The organism is Mesorhizobium sp. B2-4-12 (assembly GCF_006441575.1).
Lineage (GTDB): Bacteria > Pseudomonadota > Alphaproteobacteria > Rhizobiales > Rhizobiaceae > Mesorhizobium.
In genome coordinates, this window is record NZ_VFVC01000013.1 from 40,517 (window position 1) to 62,413 (window position 21,897).

The window sequence follows — 21,897 nt, forward strand, 5'->3', positions numbered from 1 at the left end:
GTCCCTTCAGAAGCCATTCCGCTGTCGTATGGCGTTATTTCCTTGAAATTCCAAGGCGAGCCGTCCTATTTACGCGGCTTGCGGCGCGGTAGCCAGGCTCGACGCCTGGCCACTTAGTTTTGAATAGTTCTAAACTAGCTTCTAGGAAGACGCTCGCCCTGCGTCAAGGCCAGAGGAAGACACGTTCCGGGCGCCGCGCATTCGTATACCAAGTGGAGTATTTCATGCCTGAGGTCATTTTCACCGGTCCGGCCGGCCGTCTGGAGGGACGCTACCAGCCCTCCAAGGAAAAGAGCGCGCCGATCGCCATCGTCCTGCATCCGCACCCGCAGTTCGGCGGCACGATGAACAACAAGATCGTCTACGACCTCTTCTACATGTTCCAGAAGCGTGATTTCACCACGCTGCGCTTCAATTTCCGCGGCATCGGCCGCAGCCAGGGCGAATTCGATCACGGCACCGGCGAATTGTCTGACGCGGCCGCCGCTCTCGACTGGGTGCAGTCGCTGCATCCGGATTCCAAGAGCTGCTGGGTCGCCGGTTATTCGTTTGGTTCGTGGATCGGCATGCAGCTCCTGATGCGCCGGCCCGAGATCGAAGGCTTCATCTCGATCGCGCCGCAGCCGAACACCTATGATTTCTCGTTCCTGGCGCCCTGCCCGTCATCCGGCCTGATCATCCATGGCGATGCCGACAAGGTGGCGCCGCCCAAGGATGTGCAAGGCCTGGTGGACAAGCTGCACACGCAAAAGGGCATCACCATCACCCAGAAGACCTTGCCCGGCGCCAACCATTTCTTCGCCAATGACGCCGACCTTTTAATCGAGGAATGTGCCGACTATCTCGATCGGCGGCTCGCCGGCGAGTTGTCGGATCCTCGGCCGAAGCGGCTGCGCTAAGACGTCAGGTCATGCCATGGCGGGCGGACAATGTCCGCCTCGCCGGTATCTGCTTTGCGGGCGTGCCGGCCACATCAGGCAAGCTTTTCGCTCATCGACGCGCCCGGCACCGCCTATCTTTCTGGCGCAACCAGCCGGAATGACGATTTGCGGACCGGCAGGCCCGTCGCTGCCGGCCGGAAGATGAAGCCGAGGCGGGCAAAAACCAACCCGCAGACAAGCGCGAAGGCGCAGCCGAGGCCGAAGCCGGCCACCGTGTCGCTCGGATAGTGCGCACCGACGAAGACCCTGGTCGAGGCGATGCAGGCCGTCACAGCCAGGGCGATATACCAGCGCCGCGGAAACAAGAGCAGCAGGATGCCGAACACGGCGCCCATCGTCGTGGCGTGGCCGGAGGGAAATCCGGCGAAGCGGGCGTCGAAGGCAAAAGGATGCAGCGCAAGAACACCGAAATCCTGGAAATAGAGCGGGCGGGCACGTCCGATCGCATATTTGAGGACGTTCACCAGCAAGCCGGACAGGCCGACCGAGGCGAGCACGAGAAACGCCAGGCAGGTCCAGTTGTAAACAAGCATCAACCGCCGGCGCGAAAGGCTCCGCCAATCGGTCAGGTTGGCCGCGACAAGCAGGAGCGCCGACGGGATCAGGTACCAGCCACCGAGCGCGAACTGCGTCAGGAATTCTGCGAGCCTGCCGACGCCGGGCGACCACTGGCCATGAATCTGCCCCGCCAGCGTGTCGAGCCGAACGAACGCGGCAGCCGTCAGCAAGACCCAAACAATTGCCCAAACCGGCCACACTATATCTGGGTATCGGGCAGGACGAGCGGCAAAGCGGCCCTTCGCGATGCGCATCGTGTCGCGAAAATTGTCGACCGACCGCCGCCCCACCCCCAGGAGCTTGCCAGAAAAGGGTAGGCGCGATTTCACGAGCATTGGGAACTCGACACCATCATCGAAGTCATTGCGCGACACGGTAAAGGCCGAGCGACAGTTTGTCTCCCGACGAATAATTGAGGCCATCGATCTCGGCGACACGGTTCACCGATTTGCCTCGCACCGACAGCATACCATTGAGTTTCTGCTCGTCGCCGATCGGCGCCAGCCCCAGCGCGCAGGCAGGGTCGGCAAGCAGATGTTCCGCAACGCCGCCGACATCCGTCAGCACCGTTTTCGTGCCGACCAGGAACACCAGGCTCGGTTCCTGGTAGCGCGCCGAGGCCAGCACCGTCGTGTCGCAAGGTTTATTGGCAAGCACCGCCGCCTTGATCGCCGGGCTCAGCCATATCGGTTTCAGCGACGGCGCGATGACCCCGAACAGCAAGGCATAGGTGATGCCAGCACAAGCTGCGACGGCGCCGATGCGGGGCAGCGGCACCTGCAGCTGCCGGGAAAACGCGAGATAGCCGGTGCCGAGCGCGGCGGCTGCCGCCGGAATGCTCCACCAGGAGAAAGCGTGGGTGAGGTAAATCGGCGCTCCGATGCAGACCGCGGCAAGGCCGAGGCTGACCACCACCAGACCAAACGCGGTCGACCACCACAGCCATTGCTGCCAGCGCTTGAGCGGTGCATTGGCGTCCTGCGGCTGCAACGTCAGCAACCAGCCGATCAGCAGCGCCATGCCGGGATAGGCCGGCAGCACGTAATGCGGCAGCTTCGTCGGGATCAGTTCGAACACCAGCCAGAATGGAATATACCAGGCAAGGCAAAAGCGCAGCCTGATATCGTCGCGCAGACGGTTCAGGGCCTGAAGGCCGGCGCCGACCGCGATCAACCCGAACGGCCACATGAACAGCGAATAGGTCAGCATGTAGAAGCCGGGCGGCAGGCCGTGCGATTCCTCGCCCGACGCGACCTTGCCGAGCATGTCCTTGCCGACCGCCTGCTGCAGGAAGGCGCCGTGGCTCTTCCAGGTAATCGCGGCGAGCCAAGGCAGCGCGATCAGCACGACGAGCAGCAGTCCGCGCCCGACCCTGAGCTTCGACAGCCAGCGCCCATCACGCTCGAAGGCGAACAGCACCGCGATGGTCAGCGCCGACAGCAGCGGCGCGATCGGGCCCTTGATCAGGATCGCCGCCCCTTGGGCGATCCAGAAGATCCACCAGAGATGGCCGCCAACCGGCTCGTTGCGGCGCGATGCCAGATAGATCTGCGCCAGCGCGCCTTGTGCCGCCACGCAGCAGGCCAGCAGCATCGCATCGGTCTTTGCGTCGCGGCCTTCGAAAGCGGTGGCGAAGATCGCGGCCATCACCAGGCCGGCGGCAATACCGGCACTCGCTCCAAACAGATTGGTCCCTGTCCATGCAATCGCCAGCACGGCAATGGCGATGCCAAGCGCGGAGACCGTGCGGTAGATCCAGATCGGCGCCCCGGCGCCTTGCCCGCTGAGTGCCACGGCCGCCGATTGCAGCCAGTAGATGCCGATCGGCTTCTGGTAGCGCGAGGCATCCTGAAAGCGGATATCGACATAGTCGCCGCTCTCGACCATCTGCTTGGTGGCCTGGACGAAGCGCGGTTCGTCGCGGTCGAGCGGCGGCATCGATGCCAATCCCGACATCGTCATCAGCAGGCTGAACAGGAAGAGAAGAATGTAGTTCCTGTTCAACGCCATGCTTTAGCCTCTGTGATGGATTTTCGAAGTGACGGGCCGCTCAATCGACCTTGGTCATAGCCGCCTTGCGCTCATTGGCGATCAGCCAGAGATTTCTGACATAGATGAACATGCCCATGGCCTGGCCGGCGATGAACACCGGATCCTGGCGCTGGATGGCGTAGATCAGAAGCAGACCGCCGCCAAACAACGAGAAAAACCAGAACGCCACCGGCACGACGCTGCGCTTGGCCTTTTCCGAAGCGAGCCACTGCACGACGAAGCGCATGGTGAAGAAGAACTGGGCGATGAAACCGAGCAGAACCCAGGCGTCGAATTGCTTGATGAAAACCTGGTGAAGCCAGGTTACCAGTTCCTGTAACACGTTAACCACGCCTGATTTCCTCTACTTTTGGCATTCTGCGACGCCTGCGGCGCAACCACCAGACGCCGCCAAGATCGAGCACGCCTTGCAGGCCGCGATCGAAAATGCCGTAGTTCGATTTCCCGTGCCGGCGCGAGCGATCGATGACGTCGCAATGCACGACGCGATACCCCTCTTGGATAACCAGGGCCGGAACGAAGCGATGGGTGCCGTCGAAGAACGGCAGTTTGCGTAAGATATCGGTATGAACCGCTTTCAGGCCGCAGCCGGTGTCGCGCGTCTCATCATGCAGGATGGCGTTTCTCAGCCAGTTGGCGAAACGCGACGCCAGTTGCTTGACCTTGCTGTCGCGGCGCTTGAGGCGCTGTCCCTGCGCGGCGCCGAAATCGGGGCCGGCCTGCCGCAATGCGTCGACGAGCACGGGAATGTATTGCGGATCGTTCTGTCCGTCGCCGTCGATCGTTGCGACGATGCCGCCGCGCGCCGCCCAGGCGCCCGAACGCACCGAGAGACTCTGGCCGGCGGATTTCGGGTGCCGCAATTCCCGCACCGGGAATGGCCGACGTGCCGCCTGCTCGGCAAGCACCGCAGCGGTTTCGTCGGTCGAACCGTCATTGACGATGATCAGCTCGAAATCACGCCCGGTCATCGCCGTCTCGATCTCGTCGATCAGCAGCGGCAGGTTTGCCGCCTCGTTCCTGCAAGGAATGACGATGGATATCAATGCGTCCGGCATGTCGCGTGGGGCTCTGTCGTCGGGTATGGCATTCGATGGATGCCATGCGGTGCCGTTGGAGGTCGTGGGGTTGCAGGAACCTTGTGGCGCGGCGCCTCATTACGCCAGCCGAAACGATGAAGCAAGCATTCGTGCCCCATGGCGCGCTACGCCGTTTCAACAAGGGTTGATCGCGTTGCCGCTTTCCTGATCGGGAACTCCGGGTCGGCGCACCAGCAAAACCGGATTCCATTTTTTGCTGCTCACGAACTCCTGGTGCCGCGAACAGGCGCAAAACCGGATTCCACTTTTGCTGATCGCGCTTGGGTGCTAAACGCGCGCGTTCATATGTCCGCGCCGGATTGCGCCGACGCTCTCGGGAAAGAAAAAATGTCCGCCTTCAAATCCGACTTCCTGCGCACGATGAGCGAGCGCGGCTTTATCCATCAGACCTCGGATGATGCCGGTCTCGACCAGCTTTTCGCCACGGAGACGGTAACGGCCTATATCGGTTTCGATGCGACCGCCAAGAGCTTGCATGCTGGTTCACTCATCCAGATCATGATGCTGCACTGGTTGCAGAAGACCGGTCATCGGCCGATCGCGCTGATGGGTGGCGGCACCTCGATGATCGGCGATCCGTCCTTCAAGGACGAGGCGCGCAAACTTTTGACGCCGCAGGACATTGACGACAACCTGGCCGGCATCCGCCGCAACTTCATGCCATACCTGAAATTCGGCAGTGGTCCCAACGACGCGGTGATGATCAACAACGCCGACTGGCTGATGGAGATCAACTACGTCAATTTCCTGCGCGACGTCGGCCGGCACTTTTCGGTCAACCGCATGCTCGCCTTCGATTCCGTCAAGCTCCGGCTCGATCGCGAGCAGTCGCTGTCGTTCCTCGAATTCAATTACATGATCCTGCAGGCCTATGATTTCGTCGAGCTCTACAAACGTCTCGGCTGCCGCCTGCAGATGGGCGGCTCCGATCAGTGGGGCAATATCATCAACGGTATCGATCTCGGCCGCCGCATGGAGGATGCGCAGCTTTACGCGCTGACGACGCCGCTGCTGACGACCTCGTCCGGCGCCAAGATGGGCAAGTCGGCCTCGGGCGCGGTCTGGCTCGACGCGGAAATGCTGAGCGCCTACGAGTTCTGGCAGTACTGGCGCAACACCGAGGATGCCGACGTTGCCCGTTTCCTGAAACTCTACACGACATTGCCATTGGACGAGGTCGCGCGGCTCGAGCGGCTCAGTGGATCCGAGATCAATGAGGCAAAGAAAATCCTCGCCACCGAAATCACCGCTTTGCTGCACGGTCGCGCCGCCGCGGAACAAGCCGGAGAGACAGCGCGCAAGACGTTCGAGGAAGGCGCGCTCGCCGAAACATTGCCGACCGTGGAGGCCGACAAGGCCGCTCTGGAGGCCGGCGTCGGCATCCTGTCGCTGCTGGTCACGGCTGGGTTGGCTTCGTCCAATGGCGAGGCGCGGCGGCACATCCAGGGTGGCGCCGTGCGCCTGAACGATCAGTCGGTCAGCGATGGTCGCCGCATGGTCACACTCCAGGATTTGAGTCCGGAAAACGTGGTAAAGCTTTCACTGGGCAGGAAAAAACACGTCCTGGTGCGGCCAGTCTGAGGGCCCCTCACCGATATTCGAAGATCGATCTGAATATGCCCGGCGCGATCACCGACAACGGATTGACGTCGAGCACCGGCTTGTTGGCGTTGCCCCTCAGCCGGTAGGTGACGCCGATCAGGCCGCGGTCGCGGCCGTTGCCCAGAAGCGCGCCGACGATGGGCAGTTCGCCGAAGATGCGGTTGAGGCCATAGACCGGCATGAAGGTGCCGGTCATGTCCATATTGTTGTTCTGGTCATAAAGGATGCCCTGGAACGTCGTGCCGATGCGCGGGCCGCGCAGCACGCCGTTGGCCAGCTTCAGGTAGCCGCTGCCTTTCTCGATCTCGGCATAACCGCGCTCGAACTTGACCCGCGAGGTGTCGAGAGAGCCTTTGACCGCCTGGTTAAGGCTGCGGCTGTCGCCTGCCGGCGTAGTCGAGACGATGGAGGCCAGTTTCGGTTCGTTGACGACGAAGAAATTGGTGGTGTCGACCTTGCCCTTCATCGGCCCGTCGCTGGCCCCCGTCAGCGCCAGCGTGATCGAGCCACCTTCCATATGCTCGTAGATGTTGAGGAACCTGAGGATCGCGCCGGCGTCCGCCGATTGCACGTTGAGCGCGCGCCGGCCGTCGCCGGTCGTGTTGCTGACCGCTATGGCGGCGCCTGAACTCGCCGTGGCGCTGACCTTGAGGCCGTTCACCCTCGAACCGGCCGCGCTGTAGTCGAGCTTCAGGTTGGACAGTTGCTCGTCGTGGAACCCGGTGAGTCGATCGACATCGGCGCTGACCGAAATGGCGTCAGCGCCGGTGGTCTTGGTGGCCGTGTCCACATCCGAGGTGAACTGCTTGATCAGCGAGCGGGCGTCCAGGGCGTTGCCGCTGATGTTGACCGCATAGCCCTTGCCCGATCGCTTCACCGAAACCGCGACATCGTCGCCCCTGTTCAAGGTGACCTTGCTGAATTTTGCCGATGACAGGGCACCGTTGACCAACACGATGCCGCCGTCGATGGAGAATGTCTTGCCGTCGAGGTTGAAGTCGGACAGCGTCGTGGTGTCGCCGGACTTGGTCATGACGAAGGTGACGTTGGCGGGAACCCCTGCCCCCTTGCTCCAGCCGGCCCAGGGAATGTCCAGCCTGGCATTGGTCAGGTCGGCCGAGACGTTCTGGTTGCCGCTGCCGCTCTTGTCGATCGCGACCTTGACTGTTCCGCCGAGCAGCGGCGTCAGGCCGGGCATGGCGGCGGCACGGACCTTGTCGTCGAGCACCAGCGCCACCTTGCGGCTGCGCGCCGGCCCATCATCCGCCAGCGGCTCGACGAGATCGAGTTCGGCCGGAATGCCGTTCAGCGACGCCTTGGCGGAAATGACAGCCTTTTCCGGGTCGACCGTGATCGAGCCGTCGGCAGCCGTCACGGTCTGCCCCTCGAACGGCTTGGCCAGCGACAGGCCGGTGTAGTCGAGCGACACCAGCCAATCGAGCTTCGAGGTATCGACGCCGAATTGCAACGGGATGTCCGCCCTGACATGGCCGGTGACGCCGCCGGAGAGGTCTTCGGGCAGCAAGCCGACATGGCGCATGGCATTGATCGGCTCGTAGGAGGCAAGTTCGGCGACGGCGGATGCATCGCCGGCGACGTCGATATCGAGCGCGCCGATGACCGGCGGGCGGTTCGCCGCCTTGATCGTCAGCGTGCCGTTGCTCGCCGCCACGGTGCGGCCGCTGGGCATGAAGACGGTGCCCGAAGAGAGCGCGATATCGACATCATTGCCGTGGAAGCCGACGACGCCCACCGCATCGCGTATCGGCGGAATGCGGCCGGCCGTGTCGAAGCGCGACCCTTCGATCTGGAAGCGGCCGAACACCTCGTCCGCCGAAAGCGGCACGCCGTTGCCCAGGCGATCCGGCACGACCTGGAACTGGAGGTTGGCATCGACGACGCGGCCGCCGAACAGATTGTCCAGCACCCAGAGCCGCGCATTGCGCGCCGAAAACCACGGCCAAAGCTGTTTGACGTGAGAGACCGGCATATCGTGGATGTTGAGCGCCAGATTGATTCCGGGAGCCTTGCCGTCGACGAATTCCACGGCCGCGGTGCCGAGCACCTCGCTGGAAGCGGCGGACCGGACGGCGATCTGTTCGGCCACCAATTTGTGGCTTTTCGTCTGATAGACGCCGGCGATGCGGGCGAGGAAGGTCAGTGCGGGCTCGGGTGATTCCGAAGGCGCCAGTGTAGAGCCGTCACTGGTCAGGTCATAGCGGTAGGCTGGCTCCTCGCCCGCGGCGCCAGTCGAGGGCTTAGGCCCGATCGAGCCGGCGAAATCGAAGGTCGAGCGACCGGTCTTGAGCAACAGCCGGTCGACCTGAATCTTGTTGCTGCCGTGGACAAGCGTAGCATCGACATCGAGATCGGCCGGCAGCAGCCCGCGCGGGCCCAGATCGAGCACCGAGCCGGTGGACGACAGGGACGCCTTCAGCCGCGCGGCGGTGTCGCCCGCCCCTTGCGCTCCCTTGAGCTTCAGAGTGAGCGCGCCCAGCTTGCCACCACCCGCCGCCGCGACTTCGTTGCCGTCGCCGGCAATCCCGATCGTGGCATCCAGTGCCGTTACGCGCCTGTTTATCGCATCGCGTGCCGCGGATGCGGCAATGGTCACCGCCTTGCCGTCCAGATCCACCTGCGACGACAGCTCGATACCGCCAGCCCCGGATTGAACGACGGTGGCGTCGGCCACCTTGATCGACTTGATCGTACCAGCCTCGGGCAAGACGAATTCGACATTGTGAAGATCGATGCGATGCATCGATTCCTCGCGCACCGCATCGAGTGCATTGCCAATGTTGCCGAACACCACATCGGACAGTTTTTCCGGGTCGATCAGCCCATCGCCATTGCGCAATTCAGCGGTCCAGTCGCCGCCCGACGGCATGGCCGCCGTGACGATGCGCGCATCGGAGATCCTGGCGCTGGTCAGCCGCACCTCACCCCATAGCAGCGGCACAAGGCGAACGCCGAAGCGCACGCGCCCCGCATCGGCCATGGCGTTGCCGTCGCTGGCCTTCAGACTGACATCGCTCACCTGGAGAGCGATGAAGCTCGAACCGTCGAGCGTGATGCGAGCAGGCCCGATCGCGACATGGACATCGACGCCCGCCAGCCTCTCGATGGCGCTCTCCGCCTCGATGCGCAGCCGGTCTGCCCCGATGCCGGAAAGGCCTATGAGATAAACGCCCACCGCGGCCAGCAGCGTGAGCGCGACCGCGCCGGCGAACACGCGCGAAAGGATGCGGAAGCCGCGGCCGATCGACGCCTGGCCGAGCGGCGGAACGCGGCACGCGGACGGCATGGCCCCCAGGTCGGTGATTTCATCCCGCCGGAACCTGATCTTTTCGTGCTGCGGTTGCTCCTGATCCACGCAATCTTCCGTTGTACGAATTCGCTCGTGGACGAATCCCCGGTCGACACTATATCGGTGTGGCTTCGCGCGTAACCTCAAACAAGGGCATCGGTATGGCTGACCTCGACGTGGGTGATCTTGCGCCGCAATTCGACCTGCCGCGGGATGGTGGCGGCTCGCTCAGCCTTGCCGCATCCGCCGGCAAGCCGGTGGTGCTCTATTTCTATCCGCAGGACGACACGACGAGTTGCACGCAGGAAGCAATCAGCTTTTCACAGCTGAAACCGGAATTCGAGAAGGCCGGCGCCGTCGTGATCGGCCTGTCGCCCGACCCCGTCAGGAAGCACGACAAGTTCAAGTCGAAATACAACCTCACCATCGACCTCGCCGCCGACGAGGAGCGCAAGGTGATCGAGGCCTACCATCTGTGGGTCGAAAAATCGATGTATGGCCGCAAATACATGGGCGTCGAGCGCGCGACGTTCCTGATCGGCCGCGACGGCCGGATCGCCCAGATCTGGCGCAAGGTCCGGGTCAAGGACCATGCCGAGGAAGTGCTCGCGGCGGTTCGCGCCCTTTGAGCGCGGCGATGCCACGTTCACACGCGCCGGCCTTACTCGTCGGGTGTTTCCGCCTTCGGCTGCCGCTGCGGCCGCCAGGATTTCGCAACATGGTTCGCATGATCGGCGAGCGCGGCGAGATGGCCGCGCAGACCGCGCGCGCCCATCATCGACCATAGCGTGACTGATTGCGTGGCGAAGCGGCGCTTGAAGTCCTCGCCGCCGCAGAGAAAGTCAACCTTGGCCAAGCCGCGGTCGAGCGACCACTGGATATAGTCAATCATCAGCACCATACCCGGCGAGGCGCGCTCGTATTCGGGATCGTAGGTGGTGACGAAAGCCATCATCGTGCCGTGCTGCTCGAAATTGATGGAGACGGCGATAATCGTGCCGTCAAGCTCCAGCACGAAGATGCGCAACAGCCCGAGTTCGGCCAGCACGGAAACAAGCGCGGCGAGAACGGGCGAGCCCTCATCGAACAGGTCCGAGACGCGGCCATGCCGGGCGAGCCAGAGGCGCTTCAGCGCCGCAACCCGCGCGAGCACAGGCTCGCGCGGCTCGTCCGCATCCAGCAGGCGGAAACACAATTCGCCGCCTTCCCCCATGAACTTGCGGCCACGACGGTAGTTTTGCCGGGCCTTCTTGGACAGCGTCTCGAACCATTTCGCCCCACCCTGCCAGGGACCGGCGACACGGTAGCTGATTTCGCTGCGGTGGTTGGGCCGTAGCGCATTGCCATGGCGCGAGGCCGGGTTCAGCAGAGCACGAACACTGGCATCCGGCAGCAGACGGTTGAGATAGATCAGGTCGAAGCCACCCTGATCAAGAACATACTGCCAGAGCCGGGAGAGCGCTTGCGGGTCGTTGTCGGGAGCAAACAGCGCGTCGCCATAGTCGCTGTGATCCTTCGCCGCCCATTCGAGCATGCGGATGCCGGAGCGCTTGAAAGTGGCGAGCGCAATCACGCCATCGAGCCGGTCGCCGTTCCAGGCCAGTCCGATCCTGAGCGTGCGCAGTTCCTGGTGCGGGGTCGTGCGCCACCAGGCCGCGATCCATTCTGGGTGCTGGAAGACCAGCCCGCCGACGCGCCGCCAAAGTGCGCTCCAGGCCGGCGTGATCTCGGCAAGCCGCTCCGCCGATGTTACGACTTCGAAGGTGCGTGTCGGCGGGATGGCGAGCACGAAAGGAGGAGCGTTCATGGCCGTGTCCCTTCCGATGATCGTGAGGTCCGTGGTTTTCCAGGGCGCATGCGCCTGGCGATATGCCTCCACATCCGCTTCAGCGGCATGACATAGAGGCCTGCGAGCGACTGATAATCGCGCACATCGCGGTCGATCAGTCCGAACTTGAAGTCCTCGTCGGGCTTCGGCACGTACAATGTTCCGAACAGCCGGTCCCAGAACGAGAACAGCAGGCCGAAATTCTTGTCGTAGTGGCGTGGATCGGTGCTGTGATGCAACTGGTGCCAATGAGGACACAGGATCACATTGTTGAGCGGGCCGAACGAGATCTTGAAATGCGTGTGCCTGACGAAATCCATCATCAGGATGTTGCGCATGACATAGACGTTCACGCCAAAGACGGTCAGTTCGACAAGGTTCAGCGAGATCAGCGACCAGATGCCAAAGCAGACTCCCACGATGAGGCCGTCCCAAGCCCGATTCATCAGCTCGTCGAGCGGGTGGACCCGGTCCTTGGTGATCCCGACCATCACCTCGGCCGAGTGATGCACCTTGTGCAACTCCCAAAGCAGCGGATAGCGATGCTGGGCAACGTGATAGAGATAATAGGAAATGTCATAGGCAAGCAGCATGGTGATGGTGAAGATCAGCACCGTCACCGGCCCCGCCGGCCCCTCGACCAGAGGCGGCTGGAATTGGAAGAGTGTCGAAAACAGCCAGTTGGTTGCGTAGCCAACCGCAGTGACGAAGACAATGCCGGCAGGCAGCATCAGGAAGGGCATCAGGGCCTTCTTCGTCACCCAGAAAAGCAGATCGGCCTTCGCCGAGGGATGGGTGATGACCTCGTGCGGGATGACGAACTCGAAAAACTCCTTCCAGCTCTTATTCTCGACCGTGCGCCAATAGGCCACGAGCGCACTGACAAAGGCAGTCAGCAGCAAAAGCCCCGTCGCCAGCAGACCAGTGCCCGAAATCCTGTCGAGGATCTTGCCAACCAGATCGCTCAGTATTCCCACCGCCATGATGAATCCCAAATCCCGGCACGCTTTTACTCGAAAACCGTCAACTAAAAGCAATCGAAAACAGTTAAGAAACTAACCCCTATCGCGCGAGCGACAGTCGCTTCTTCCTGCCAGCACATTGGTGCAGATCGCCAGGATTTCGCGACACCGGAGCCTCAAGTTGGCGGTCTTCATGCAACCTTCCGCCCGCGCGGCGTGCATTCGTTGCCACGCATTCGATCCGGCAAGCCTTTGTTAACCCTAATAATGTGTAATCCAGCTGTCGTGGTGTCGTAGACGAAAGCTTGGTCCCGTGAACGCAACCGGTCAGTCCGCAATCTTCGGCAAGCGCAAGGAACCGCACACGGTCATCATCGCCCGGGGCAATGAGATCAGGCACTTCACGATCCGACCCTGGCTCGCGGCATTCATCGGTTCCGCGCTGGCCGCCATCGCCATCGGTTACCTCCTGGCCACGTCCTATCTCGTGCTGCGCGACGACCTGATCGGCGCCACCACCGCGCGCCAGGCGCGCATGCAGCAAGCCTACGAAGACCGCATTTCGGCGCTTCGTGCGCAGGTCGACCGCATCACCAGCCGGCAGCTTCTCGACCAGCAATTGATGGAGACCAAGGTCAGCGAACTGCTTGAACGCCAGACGCAGCTCAGCCAGCGTCACGGCCGTCTCGGTCCGCTGCTCGAACGCGCCGAGAACGAGGTCGGAGCGGTGCCCGCCGAGGATCCGGCAACGGCTGCCAAGACTGACAAGCGCGCCGAGGTGACCGGCAGCATCAACCAGCCGGCGCGGAATTATGCGGTCGCCAGCCTGAGCGCCGACCTGGGCGCTGCCGATACGAGGCCGTTCTCCCTGTGGTCGACCCGCACCGATCCGCTGCCCAGCGATTCAGCCGCCGATCGTGCCGACAAGCTGTTCGTCTCGATCAACCAGTCGCTGAAATCCATCGAGAACGACCAACTCACCCGCATCAGCACGCTCGCGGACAATGCCTATAGAAGCGCCGATGCCATCCAGCAGGCGCTGCAGGCGGCCGGACTACCGGTCGACAACGATTTCGGCAAGAACGAAAGCGATGTCGGCGGACCGCTGATCCCGCTCGACAGTTCAATGATGTTCGACAGCAAGGTCAAGGAACTGGACGAAGCGCTGGACACGCTTGATCATCTCAAGAAGGAAGCGCGCCAGCTGCCGCTTGCCAACCCCGCTCCCGGCCATTCCGTCACCAGCCCGTTCGGAGTGCGCACCGATCCCATCCTCGGCACCGCCGCGCTGCATTCGGGCATGGATTTCAGGGCGCCCATCGGCATGGTCGCCCGGGTCACCGCGCCCGGTGTCGTCACCAAGGCCGGCTGGAACGGCGGTTATGGCCGCATGGTGGAAGTCGATCACGGCAACGGTTTTGCGACCCGTTATGGGCATCTGAGCGAAATCGACGTCAGCGTAGGCCAGAAACTTGACGCAGGCGCCATCATCGGCAAGACCGGCAGCAGCGGCCGCTCGACCGGCCCGCACCTGCACTATGAAGTCCGCCACAATGGCGAGGCGATTGATCCTCTGCGCTTTCTCACAGTCGGCAAGAAGGTCGCACAGTTTCTCTGAGGCGCTGGTCTGTTCGTCCGCCTGGGAATTCAGAACAGTCTGCCCCGCTCCGCGGCCAATCCGGCGAGCCGGCTACTCCTCATCCATGCGGCCTCCGTTTCGACCGACCGACGGACGACTGGCCCCACGACCATGGCAGTATCGTCAACCCCCACTGCGACCGCGCCCCGGTGAACATGCATTTCATCGGTGTTAGGCTCGATCTATTTTTGAATTCCATTTGACTGAATAAATCTTTGGTGCGAACCTTGCGTCAACCGAGGGCGCAAGCATGGCATTGCGGGGGACCAATCAGGAGTTCGGGCGGCCTTACAACCGGCGCATCGTGCTGGAGTCCATCCGCCGGCACGGTCCCATTGCGCGTGGCGACATCGCCACACATGTCGGCCTCACCGTCCAGACGGTGTCGACCATCGTTCGCGAACTGGAGGAACAGGGCTATATCCTGTCCCTGCGCGAGGAGCCCAAGGGACGCGGGCTGCCTCCGGCGACGCTGCGCATCAACCCGGAAGGTGGCTATGCCGTCGGCATCCACCTGACGCCGCTCGGCATCGATGCCGCTCTGACCAACTTGAGCGGCGACGTGGTCGAAAGCACCTACCGCGAAGCCCCCAATGTGACGCCGGACCATGCCTTCGACCTGATCGGCGCAATGGTGGTCGAATTGACCAGATTGCGGGTCGGCGGACGGGTTCTGGGGGTCGGCATGGCGCTGCCTGGGCCGTTCGGTGTGGAATCCATGAGTTTTGTCGGCCCGACCACCATGACCGGCTGGAAGGACGTGGCGCTGCGCGAGCGGCTGGCGGCCTCGACCGGGCTGCCGGCCTTCTTTGAGACCGACATGGCGGCGGCCGCGATGGGCGAGCGTCTCTACGGGCTCGGCGCTCAATTCTCCGAATATTACTACCTCTATTTCGGCGTCGGCCTTGGCGGCGTCATGGTCCATGACGGCGGCGCGCTGCGCGGCGCCTGGGGAAATGCCGGCGAGATCGGCCATATCCCGGTCGTTCCCGGTGGCGAGGCTTGCCCCTGCGGCAACCGGGGTTGCCTCGAACGATACCTGTCGCTCGAGGCGCTCCGGCGCTGGAACGGCAGCGAGGCCGATTGGGTCGCGCATGTCGCGCCGATCTTTCACAATGCCATCGCCATCATCGAGAACCTGTTCGATCCCGAAACGGTCATCCTCGGCGGGCTGGCGTCCACGGATCTGCTCGAGCGGCTGGCTGGTTCCACCAACGGCCTGCACAACTCCGTTTCCGCGCGCAAGGACCGGACGACGCCGCGGGTCATGGTCGCGCGCGGCGGTCAACATTCGGTGCTGCGCGGCGCCGCCGCCCTCGCGGTTTCCGGAGTGCTTTCCCCCCGCTTCGGCCAGATGTTCGCGGCCGAGCGAGAACGCGGTCGCGATTTTCTGACAGCAAACGAGATCGCGGCATGAGCGAACCCCTGCTGGTGCTCGACAACGTCACCAAGAATTATGGCGCGATCGAAGCGCTGAAGGGGATCAGCTTTTCCATCGGCAAGGGCGAAGTGGTGGCGCTGCTCGGCGACAATGGCGCCGGCAAATCGACGCTGGTCAAGATCATATCAGGCGGACTGGAGCCGACCTCGGGCCGCATGCTGTTCGAGGGCAAGGAGTTTCTTGCGAGGTCCCCGGCGGAAGCCAAGGCGGCGGGCATCGAGACCGTCTACCAGGACCTGTCGCTGTGCACCAATGTCGATGTGGTGGCCAATTTCTTCATGGGCCGCGAGATCACCAGGAAGGTGCTTGGCATTCCCGTGCTCGATGAACGGGCCATGGAGGCCGTCGTCGGGAAGGCGCTGGCCAACGCCGGCACCCGCATTCCGTCACTGCGCACCAATGTCGAGCACCTCTCGGGCGGCCAGCGGCAGGCCATCGAACTCAACCGCTTCGTGCACTGGGGCGGCAAGCTGGTGCTCCTCGACGAACCCTTCGCCGCCCTTGGCGTCGAGCAGACACGGCGCGGCCTCGACATGATCCGCCAGGTGGCGAGCCAGGGCATCGGAGTCGTCATCATCACCCATATCATGCAGCAGGCCTTTCAGGTCGCCGACCGGATCGTGGTGATCCGGCAAGGTGTCGTGGCCGGCGATGTAGCCAGAAACAAAACAAGTCCCGATGCGGTGATCAACATGATCACCGGGGAGACGCTTGCCGGTGCCGGACCGACAGGCTGAGGGACAAAGAGGGGTCCGGCTTAACAGGGAGCCAATGACATGAAGAGAATATTTCTTGCTGTCTTCGGTATCCTGGCACTGGCCTTTGCCACGCTCACGCCGGCATTCGCCCAGTCCAAGGGTACTGTCTACTATTTGGTGCCGACATTGCTGGATGAATTCCAGACCGGCTCCGTGGCCGCGCTGGAACTGTTCCTGAAGCAGGTCGGCTACGAGATGAAGACGCTAAACGCCGACAACAAGACCGACGCGCAGCAGTCGCAGATGAACGACGTCATCGCACTGAAGCCGAAGGCGATCATCCTGGCGGCGGTCGATTTCAATGCGCTGAAGCCATCCATCGAGGCGGCGCGTGCCGCCGGCATCCCGGTGGTCGAATTCGACCGCCAGATCACGTCGACGCCGTCCGATTTCACCTCGGTGGCGGGCACCGTCGAGATCGGCCATATCGCCGCCGACCAGGCGGAGAAACTGCTGAAGGCGAAGAACGGATCGGTGAAGGGCAAGGTCCTGCAGGTGCTCGGCGATCCCGGCGATCCCTATACGCTCGACATCCAGAAGGGCTTTGAGGAGAAGATGAAAGCGTTCCCGGACGTCAAGATCATCTCGCTGCCGGCCATGCAGTGGGAGGCGAGCAATGCTGGAACCATCGTCGCCGACCAGATGCTGGCCAATCCCGACATCGACTTGATCTTCAGTCACGCCGCGCACCTATCGGTCGCCGCCGTCGCCTCGCTCGAGGCCGCCGGCAAGAAGCCTGGCGACGTCATGCTGATGAGCTCGAACGGCGCGCCGGTTGGCCTCGACCTGATCCGCAAGGGCTGGCTCAACGTCGAAGTCGAGCAGCCGCTCTACGCGCAGGCAGCGGCGGTCGCCATGTTCATGGACAAGGTCGCCAACAAGCAGGAGATCAAGCCCGGCGACTATGACGTTCTCGGGCTGAAGTCGGTCGTGACCAAGGAAGCCTGGGGACCGAACATCAAGATCCCGGGTGCCGCCATCACCAAGGAAAACGTCGACAATCCGGCCTTCTGGGGCAACCAGAAGGCGCCGACGGATACCGTCAAGGCCGTCGAATAGGTGAGATGACGAAACGCTCCGGGCCAACGGCCCGGAGCACCTCCCCGCAACTTCAATCCGTGCACGGTCCCGATTGAAATTTGGGGCCATGCCGCCAGCCGGATCATGCCATGAACCCCCGCACACGCCATGCCCTGGAGTTCGTCCTCGACAACCTTGTCTGGTTTATGCTGGTCTTCGTGCTGGTGGTGTTTTCCATCTTCATCCCGAACTATTTCCAACTCGGCATCTTCGCCAACATCATCGAAGCCTCGAGCGTGCTGGGCGTCATGTCGATCGGACTGGCGCTGGTCATCATCGCCGGCCATATGGATCTGTCGGTCGAATCTGTTGCCGCGCTCAGCGCCATGGTGGTTGGCATCCTGTTCTGCTCATCGGGCATCGGCCTTGGCATCCAGTTGCACCCGGAATGGCTGATGGTTCCGGTGTCGCTGCTACTGGCGCTGGCCGTCGGCGGCCTCATCGGCGCCTTCAACGGGTTGCTCGTCGTCAAGGTCAAGATGAGCGCCTTCATCATCACGCTGGCGTCCTACATCTGGGTGCGCGGCCTGGTGCTGGTCATTTCGGGCGGCCGCTCGGCGCAGGATCTGGCGCCGGCCATCCGCTGGTTCGGTATCCAGCGGCTGATCGGCCTGCCGCTTACCGCCTGGATCGCCATCGCCTGTTTCGTCGTCTTCTCGCTGATCATGGCCAAGACGCCGTTCGGCCGGCACCTGGTGATGATCGGCGGCAACGAAACCGCTACCTTCCGCGCCGGCATCCGGGTGAACCGCAACCTCATCATCGCCTTCGTGCTCGCCGGCGCCATCGCCGGGCTCGCCGGCTGGCTGCTGGCGATCCGCACCTCGGGCGCCACCGCCAATCTTGGCGTTGGCCTGTTGTTCAACGCCTTTGCCGCGGTCGTCATCGGCGGCGTCAGCCTGAAAGGCGGCGTCGGCACCCTGCCCGGCGTCTATGCCGGCGTGCTTCTGCTCTCGGCCATCAACACCGCGATCAATCTGATGGGGCTGCCGGCCAACTTCACCCAGGTCATCCACGGCCTATTGGTGCTGGCCGCCGTGCTGCTCGACGCATTCAAGCAAACCATTCGCCAAAGACTGGCATGACAGGACGGCTCGCATGACCGGACGACTGAAAGACAAGGTGGCGCTGATCATCGGCTGCGCGCGCGGCATCGGCAAGGGTATCGCGCTGCGCTTCGCCGAAGAAGGGGCAAGGCTGGTGCTCGCCGACACCGAGACCGAGGCCGGGCAAGCGACGGCGAATGATCTCGCAGCCCCCTTCCTCCGCACCGACATCTCGCAAATGCGCGACGCCGAGGCGGCAGTGGCACTGGCGCTGGAGCGCCACGGCCGCCTTGACATCATCGTCCAGAATGCCGGCATCTATCCCTGGCAACTGATCGAAAACACCAGCGCCGACGACTGGGACCGCGTCATGGCCGTCAATTTGCGCGGCACCTTCAATGCCAGCCGTGCGGCCCTGGTGCCGATGAAGGCGCAGCGCTTCGGCCGTATGCTCTACACCTCATCGATCACCGGCCCGCATGTCACCAGTCCCGGCCATGGTCACTATTCGGCCAGCAAGGCCGGCATCAACGGCTTCATTCGGGCAGCGGCACTGGAGTTCTCCGGCTACGGCATCACCGTCAACGGCGTCGAGCCCGGCAACATCCTGACCGAAGCCATCCAACTGCATCGCGGCGCCGCCTATATCAAGAACATGGAGGATTCCATCCCGCTCGGCCGGCTCGGCAGCCCGCGCGACGTCGCCAATGCCTTTCTGTTCCTCGCTTCGGACGATGCCAGCTACATCACCGGCACGACCATTGTCGTCGATGGCGGGCAGCTGTTGCCGGAGGGTAAGGATTTTCGGATGGCGCCGCCCTGAGCCTGACGCCCGGTTCTGCACGTGAAAGCCGGCGCCCTCATCCGAACCAGTTCAACAATTGTTCGAACATTCCTGGCGGCTCCAACGAGAACACCGCTCTAAATGTCGTCGGCTGGTCGCTGGAAAGTGCCGAAGCAAGCGGTCGGAAATACGATGCCGTCCGTCCGTCGTCCGATATCGTGCCACTTGTCTCGATGATGCGCGGAGCCGTCACCGTCCACGCGATGTGCCTGCCTGACATCTTCGCCAATATGAGGGTCTGCAGCCCTTGTGCCATTGGATCGTCGGCGTACTTGCCGGTTGGCTTGAGACTGGGGAAATTGACCACGAATTCGTAATTTTCCCCAACCTGGTTGAGCTGAACCCCTTGCCTTTTGTCCCCTCCGACATTGGCATTCGAAAGAGCCGCAACGAGATCGTCCGTCTTGCCGGAGAATGAGATGGAGCAGACTTCATCCCCTCCCTCGGTTGTCTGCTCGGCTGTTCCGGTGATTCCTCTCAAGGACAACAGCTTTTCAGAACTGCACCATTTGCTGTTCGCGTCCTTGGCCATCGCAAGCAGCGAAGCATCCACAGCTATGCGGACGTTGGCCGTAGCGGTCCCGTCGCTACGGAATGCCAGATCCTGCTTCACGTCGAAGCAGCCTGCCACCAACAGACATCCGATCAACGACACGGCGATGTTACGATGAACGGGAGACATCCAAGGACGCATCACACCTATTTTCACATCCAAGCTCGGGCTCAGCGCAAAAATAGCCAGCCGACAATGCGAAATAATCCATAAAATCATGAAACCATATGGTGGGCGATGACGGGCTCGAACCGCCGACATCTTCGGTGTAAACGAAGCGCTCTACCAACTGAGCTAATCGCCCGCTCCGGCGCGGACCTTTAAGCGGTCGGGACCGGCTTCGCAAGGCCCAATGAACAGCTGCCGTCCTGTTCGCACGCCGGATTTGCCCACAAAACGCCGGCTGTCAAAAAACCTTCTCCAGTTTGCTGTTATGATGGTTTCGTGCGCTTGACACCCGGTGGCGAACCCCTTATCCAGCGGCCCAACGACGAACACGGCTGACACGTGCTCGTCAATGCGCGGGTGTAGCTCAGTTGGTTAGAGTGCCGGCCTGTCACGCCGGAGGTCGCGGGTTCGAGCCCCGTCACTCGCGCCATTTCTCTCAAGGGTATCAAACCTTTGGCTTGAAGAGAAATGTCGACGTTGAATGTCAGAAATCCCTTGCAAGGCATGAGCGACACAAGTCCTTTCGGACCTTGGCTCGATCTCTTGAGCATATCAACGGGGTGTTGAAGGCTGGATTCCGAGGCTAAGGTCTCGGCCTAAGCCGCATCGCTTTTCGCCAGCAGCGCCTCGACCTCCTGCAGTGTCGGCATCGACGGTGCCGTGCCGGGTCGCGTCACCGAAATGCCGGCGACGGCACAGGCGAATCGCACCGCTTCCAGCGGCTCCACGCCTCGCGACAGCGCGGCGGCAAGGCCACCGTTGAAGGCGTCCCCCGCCCCCGTGGTTTCGACCACTGGACCTGCGTTGATCGCCAGGATGTGCTCGGAGCGATTCTTCGTGTGCAGCAACGCGCCCTTGTCGCCCAGCGTGACGATGACCGTGCCGACACCTTTTTCGAGCAGCTTTCCGGCGGCGGCGCGGGCGTCGTCGACCGAGGAGACCTTCATTCCGGTCAGTTCCTCGGTCTCTGTCTCGTTGGGCGTGAGATAGTCGCAGAGCGCATAGATGCTGTCGGGAAGCTTGGCGGCGGGGGCGGGATTGAGGATGGTCGTCACCCCTGCCCCGCGCGCGATCTCCAGTGCCCGCATCGCGGCATCGATCGGCTGTTCGAGCTGCGTGACGAAAACGCCGGCGCCACGGATCAGGACGGCATTGGCCTCGATGTCACCGGGCGAGATCAACATGGCGGCGCCAGGGCTGACGATGATGGCGTTGTTGCCGCTTCCCTCCTCGACGAAGATGTAGGCGGCGCCCGTGTAGCTGTCCGGCGTGTCGATGACGGCGCTTTTCACACCGGCATCCTTCCAGGTCCGCCTGGCCATGTCGGCGAAGGCATCGACGCCAAGCCTTGTCAGAAAGGTGATGTCGGCGCCGAGCTTGCCGGCAGCCACGGCCTGGTTCGATCCCTTACCGCCCGGCCCAAGCTTGAAGGAGTTGCCGAGGATCGTTTCGCCCATGCGGGGCTGGCGATCGGCGCGATAGGCGGTGTCGGCGACAAAGACACCGAGGATGATGATCGGCGTGCCCGAAGCCATGCCGCTACTCCGCATCCGGCGGCACAACGCCCTTGCGGAAGGCGAAGCAGCCATAGAAGCGGCGCTCGCCGGTCTGGATGACGCAATAGGCCTGCTTGGCGCGCTCGTAGAAGGCGTAGCGCTCGACCGGCAGCATCGGCCAGGATTTGCCTTCGGCCGCGTCGATCTCCTTTTGCACCTCTTTCTGCACCGGCGGAATCTCGTCCGGTTTGCCGACGATCTCCATGCGGGCGGCGGAATCGTCGACGAACGTGTCCAGCGGGTAGAGCGACAGCACCGCCTTGACCACTTGCGCCGCCGACGCATCGATGCGCAGCAGCCGGCCGAGCGCCGTCTGGCGTGCCACCGAATCGGACGGGAAGTTGGTATCGGCGATGATCAGGTCATCACCATGGCCCATCGCCCGCAATGCCTGGAGCACATCGGCATTGAGCAGCGGATCGATCCCTTTGAGCATGATGGTCCTCGTGAAGTCCGTTTAAG

19 protein-coding genes and 2 tRNA genes are annotated in these 21,897 nt (G+C 62.7%); 10 read left to right on the forward strand and 11 right to left on the reverse strand.

What is annotated here, in order from left to right:
- The first annotated feature begins 224 nt into the window (after positions 1 to 224).
- On the forward strand, positions 225 to 899 hold the full coding sequence (locus FJ934_RS10525) for an alpha/beta hydrolase (protein WP_027042409.1): 675 nt from the start codon (positions 225 to 227) through the stop codon (positions 897 to 899).
- 113 nt (positions 900 to 1,012) lie between these two features.
- Here the strand turns inward: FJ934_RS10525 and FJ934_RS10530 are convergent, their stop codons facing one another.
- The 4 genes from FJ934_RS10530 to FJ934_RS10545 all read right to left on the reverse strand — a co-directional run bounded on the left by FJ934_RS10530 (position 1,013) and on the right by FJ934_RS10545 (position 4,609).
- The gene (locus FJ934_RS10530; RefSeq protein ID WP_246671481.1) at positions 1,013 to 1,669 is read right to left on the reverse strand and encodes a phosphatase PAP2 family protein; all 657 of its coding nucleotides are present in this window, start codon (positions 1,667 to 1,669) and stop codon (positions 1,013 to 1,015) included.
- 190 nt (positions 1,670 to 1,859) lie between these two features.
- Positions 1,860 to 3,509 carry a glycosyltransferase family 39 protein gene (locus FJ934_RS10535; RefSeq protein ID WP_181165581.1) on the reverse strand — a complete coding sequence of 550 codons (1,650 nt, stop codon included), beginning with the start codon at positions 3,507 to 3,509 and terminating at the stop codon, positions 1,860 to 1,862.
- 40 nt (positions 3,510 to 3,549) lie between these two features.
- On the reverse strand, positions 3,550 to 3,882 hold the full coding sequence (locus tag FJ934_RS10540; protein WP_140609439.1) for a lipid-A-disaccharide synthase N-terminal domain-containing protein: 333 nt from the start codon (positions 3,880 to 3,882) through the stop codon (positions 3,550 to 3,552).
- On the reverse strand, positions 3,875 to 4,609 hold the full coding sequence (locus tag FJ934_RS10545) for a glycosyltransferase family 2 protein (RefSeq protein ID WP_140609441.1): 735 nt from the start codon (positions 4,607 to 4,609) through the stop codon (positions 3,875 to 3,877). Before FJ934_RS10545 ends, FJ934_RS10540 begins: the two co-directional genes overlap by 8 nt.
- 369 nt (positions 4,610 to 4,978) lie before the next feature.
- Here FJ934_RS10545 and tyrS point away from each other — a divergent pair, with 369 nt between their 5' ends.
- Positions 4,979 to 6,232 (forward strand): tyrosine--tRNA ligase, encoded by a 1,254-nt coding sequence (gene tyrS / locus FJ934_RS10550; RefSeq protein ID WP_140609443.1) that lies wholly within the window; start codon positions 4,979 to 4,981, stop codon positions 6,230 to 6,232.
- 7 nt (positions 6,233 to 6,239) lie between these two features.
- Here the strand turns inward: tyrS and FJ934_RS10555 are convergent, their stop codons facing one another.
- Positions 6,240 to 9,626 carry a DUF3971 domain-containing protein gene (locus FJ934_RS10555; protein ID WP_140609445.1) on the reverse strand — a complete coding sequence of 1,129 codons (3,387 nt, stop codon included), beginning with the start codon at positions 9,624 to 9,626 and terminating at the stop codon, positions 6,240 to 6,242.
- A 95-nt stretch (positions 9,627 to 9,721) separates the two neighbouring features.
- On the opposite strand from FJ934_RS10555, the gene FJ934_RS10560 reads away from it, so the two are divergent.
- Complete coding sequence (locus FJ934_RS10560) at positions 9,722 to 10,189, forward strand: peroxiredoxin (protein WP_140609447.1); 468 nt, start codon at positions 9,722 to 9,724, stop codon at positions 10,187 to 10,189.
- A gap of 32 nt (positions 10,190 to 10,221) precedes the next feature.
- Here the strand turns inward: FJ934_RS10560 and FJ934_RS10565 are convergent, their stop codons facing one another.
- Positions 10,222 to 11,367, reverse strand: a complete 1,146-nt coding sequence (locus tag FJ934_RS10565; protein ID WP_140609449.1) for a GNAT family N-acetyltransferase — start codon at positions 11,365 to 11,367, stop codon at positions 10,222 to 10,224.
- On the reverse strand, positions 11,364 to 12,371 hold the full coding sequence (locus tag FJ934_RS10570; RefSeq protein ID WP_181165582.1) for a sterol desaturase family protein: 1,008 nt from the start codon (positions 12,369 to 12,371) through the stop codon (positions 11,364 to 11,366). The genes FJ934_RS10565 and FJ934_RS10570 overlap by 4 nt, the downstream gene beginning before the upstream one ends.
- Positions 12,372 to 12,663: 292 nt before the next feature.
- On the opposite strand from FJ934_RS10570, the gene FJ934_RS10575 reads away from it, so the two are divergent.
- The 6 genes from FJ934_RS10575 (at position 12,664) to FJ934_RS10600 (ending at position 19,137) form a co-directional block, all read left to right on the forward strand.
- Positions 12,664 to 13,968, forward strand: a complete 1,305-nt coding sequence (locus tag FJ934_RS10575) for a M23 family metallopeptidase (RefSeq protein WP_140609451.1) — start codon at positions 12,664 to 12,666, stop codon at positions 13,966 to 13,968.
- A 271-nt stretch (positions 13,969 to 14,239) separates the two neighbouring features.
- Positions 14,240 to 15,406 carry an ROK family transcriptional regulator gene (locus FJ934_RS10580; RefSeq protein WP_140609453.1) on the forward strand — a complete coding sequence of 389 codons (1,167 nt, stop codon included), beginning with the start codon at positions 14,240 to 14,242 and terminating at the stop codon, positions 15,404 to 15,406.
- Positions 15,403 to 16,167: an ATP-binding cassette domain-containing protein gene (locus tag FJ934_RS10585; protein ID WP_140609455.1), complete on the forward strand. Its 765-nt coding sequence runs from the start codon at positions 15,403 to 15,405 to the stop codon at positions 16,165 to 16,167. The genes FJ934_RS10580 and FJ934_RS10585 overlap by 4 nt, the downstream gene beginning before the upstream one ends.
- 39 nt (positions 16,168 to 16,206) lie before the next feature.
- Positions 16,207 to 17,247: a sugar ABC transporter substrate-binding protein gene (locus FJ934_RS10590; RefSeq protein ID WP_140609457.1), complete on the forward strand. Its 1,041-nt coding sequence runs from the start codon at positions 16,207 to 16,209 to the stop codon at positions 17,245 to 17,247.
- A gap of 110 nt (positions 17,248 to 17,357) precedes the next feature.
- On the forward strand, positions 17,358 to 18,353 hold the full coding sequence (locus FJ934_RS10595; protein WP_140609459.1) for an ABC transporter permease: 996 nt from the start codon (positions 17,358 to 17,360) through the stop codon (positions 18,351 to 18,353).
- Positions 18,354 to 18,366: 13 nt separating this feature from the next.
- On the forward strand, positions 18,367 to 19,137 hold the full coding sequence (locus tag FJ934_RS10600; protein ID WP_140609461.1) for an SDR family oxidoreductase: 771 nt from the start codon (positions 18,367 to 18,369) through the stop codon (positions 19,135 to 19,137).
- 37 nt (positions 19,138 to 19,174) lie between these two features.
- Here the strand turns inward: FJ934_RS10600 and FJ934_RS10605 are convergent, their stop codons facing one another.
- Together FJ934_RS10605 and FJ934_RS10610 are read right to left on the reverse strand one after the other, a co-directional pair.
- Positions 19,175 to 19,930, reverse strand: a complete 756-nt coding sequence (locus FJ934_RS10605; protein ID WP_140609463.1) for a hypothetical protein — start codon at positions 19,928 to 19,930, stop codon at positions 19,175 to 19,177.
- A 9-nt stretch (positions 19,931 to 19,939) separates the two neighbouring features.
- A tRNA-Val gene (locus FJ934_RS10610) sits at positions 19,940 to 20,015 on the reverse strand.
- Between the two features lie 217 nt (positions 20,016 to 20,232).
- Between FJ934_RS10610 and FJ934_RS10615 the strand changes: the two genes are divergently transcribed.
- Positions 20,233 to 20,309 (forward strand) — tRNA-Asp (locus tag FJ934_RS10615).
- A gap of 166 nt (positions 20,310 to 20,475) precedes the next feature.
- Here FJ934_RS10615 and rbsK read toward each other — a convergent pair.
- Together rbsK and FJ934_RS10625 are read right to left on the reverse strand one after the other, a co-directional pair.
- Positions 20,476 to 21,414: a ribokinase gene (rbsK, locus tag FJ934_RS10620; protein WP_140609465.1), complete on the reverse strand. Its 939-nt coding sequence runs from the start codon at positions 21,412 to 21,414 to the stop codon at positions 20,476 to 20,478.
- 4 nt (positions 21,415 to 21,418) lie between these two features.
- Positions 21,419 to 21,871 (reverse strand): RbsD/FucU family protein, encoded by a 453-nt coding sequence (locus FJ934_RS10625; RefSeq protein ID WP_140609467.1) that lies wholly within the window; start codon positions 21,869 to 21,871, stop codon positions 21,419 to 21,421.
- Between the last annotated feature and the right edge of the window lie 26 nt (positions 21,872 to 21,897).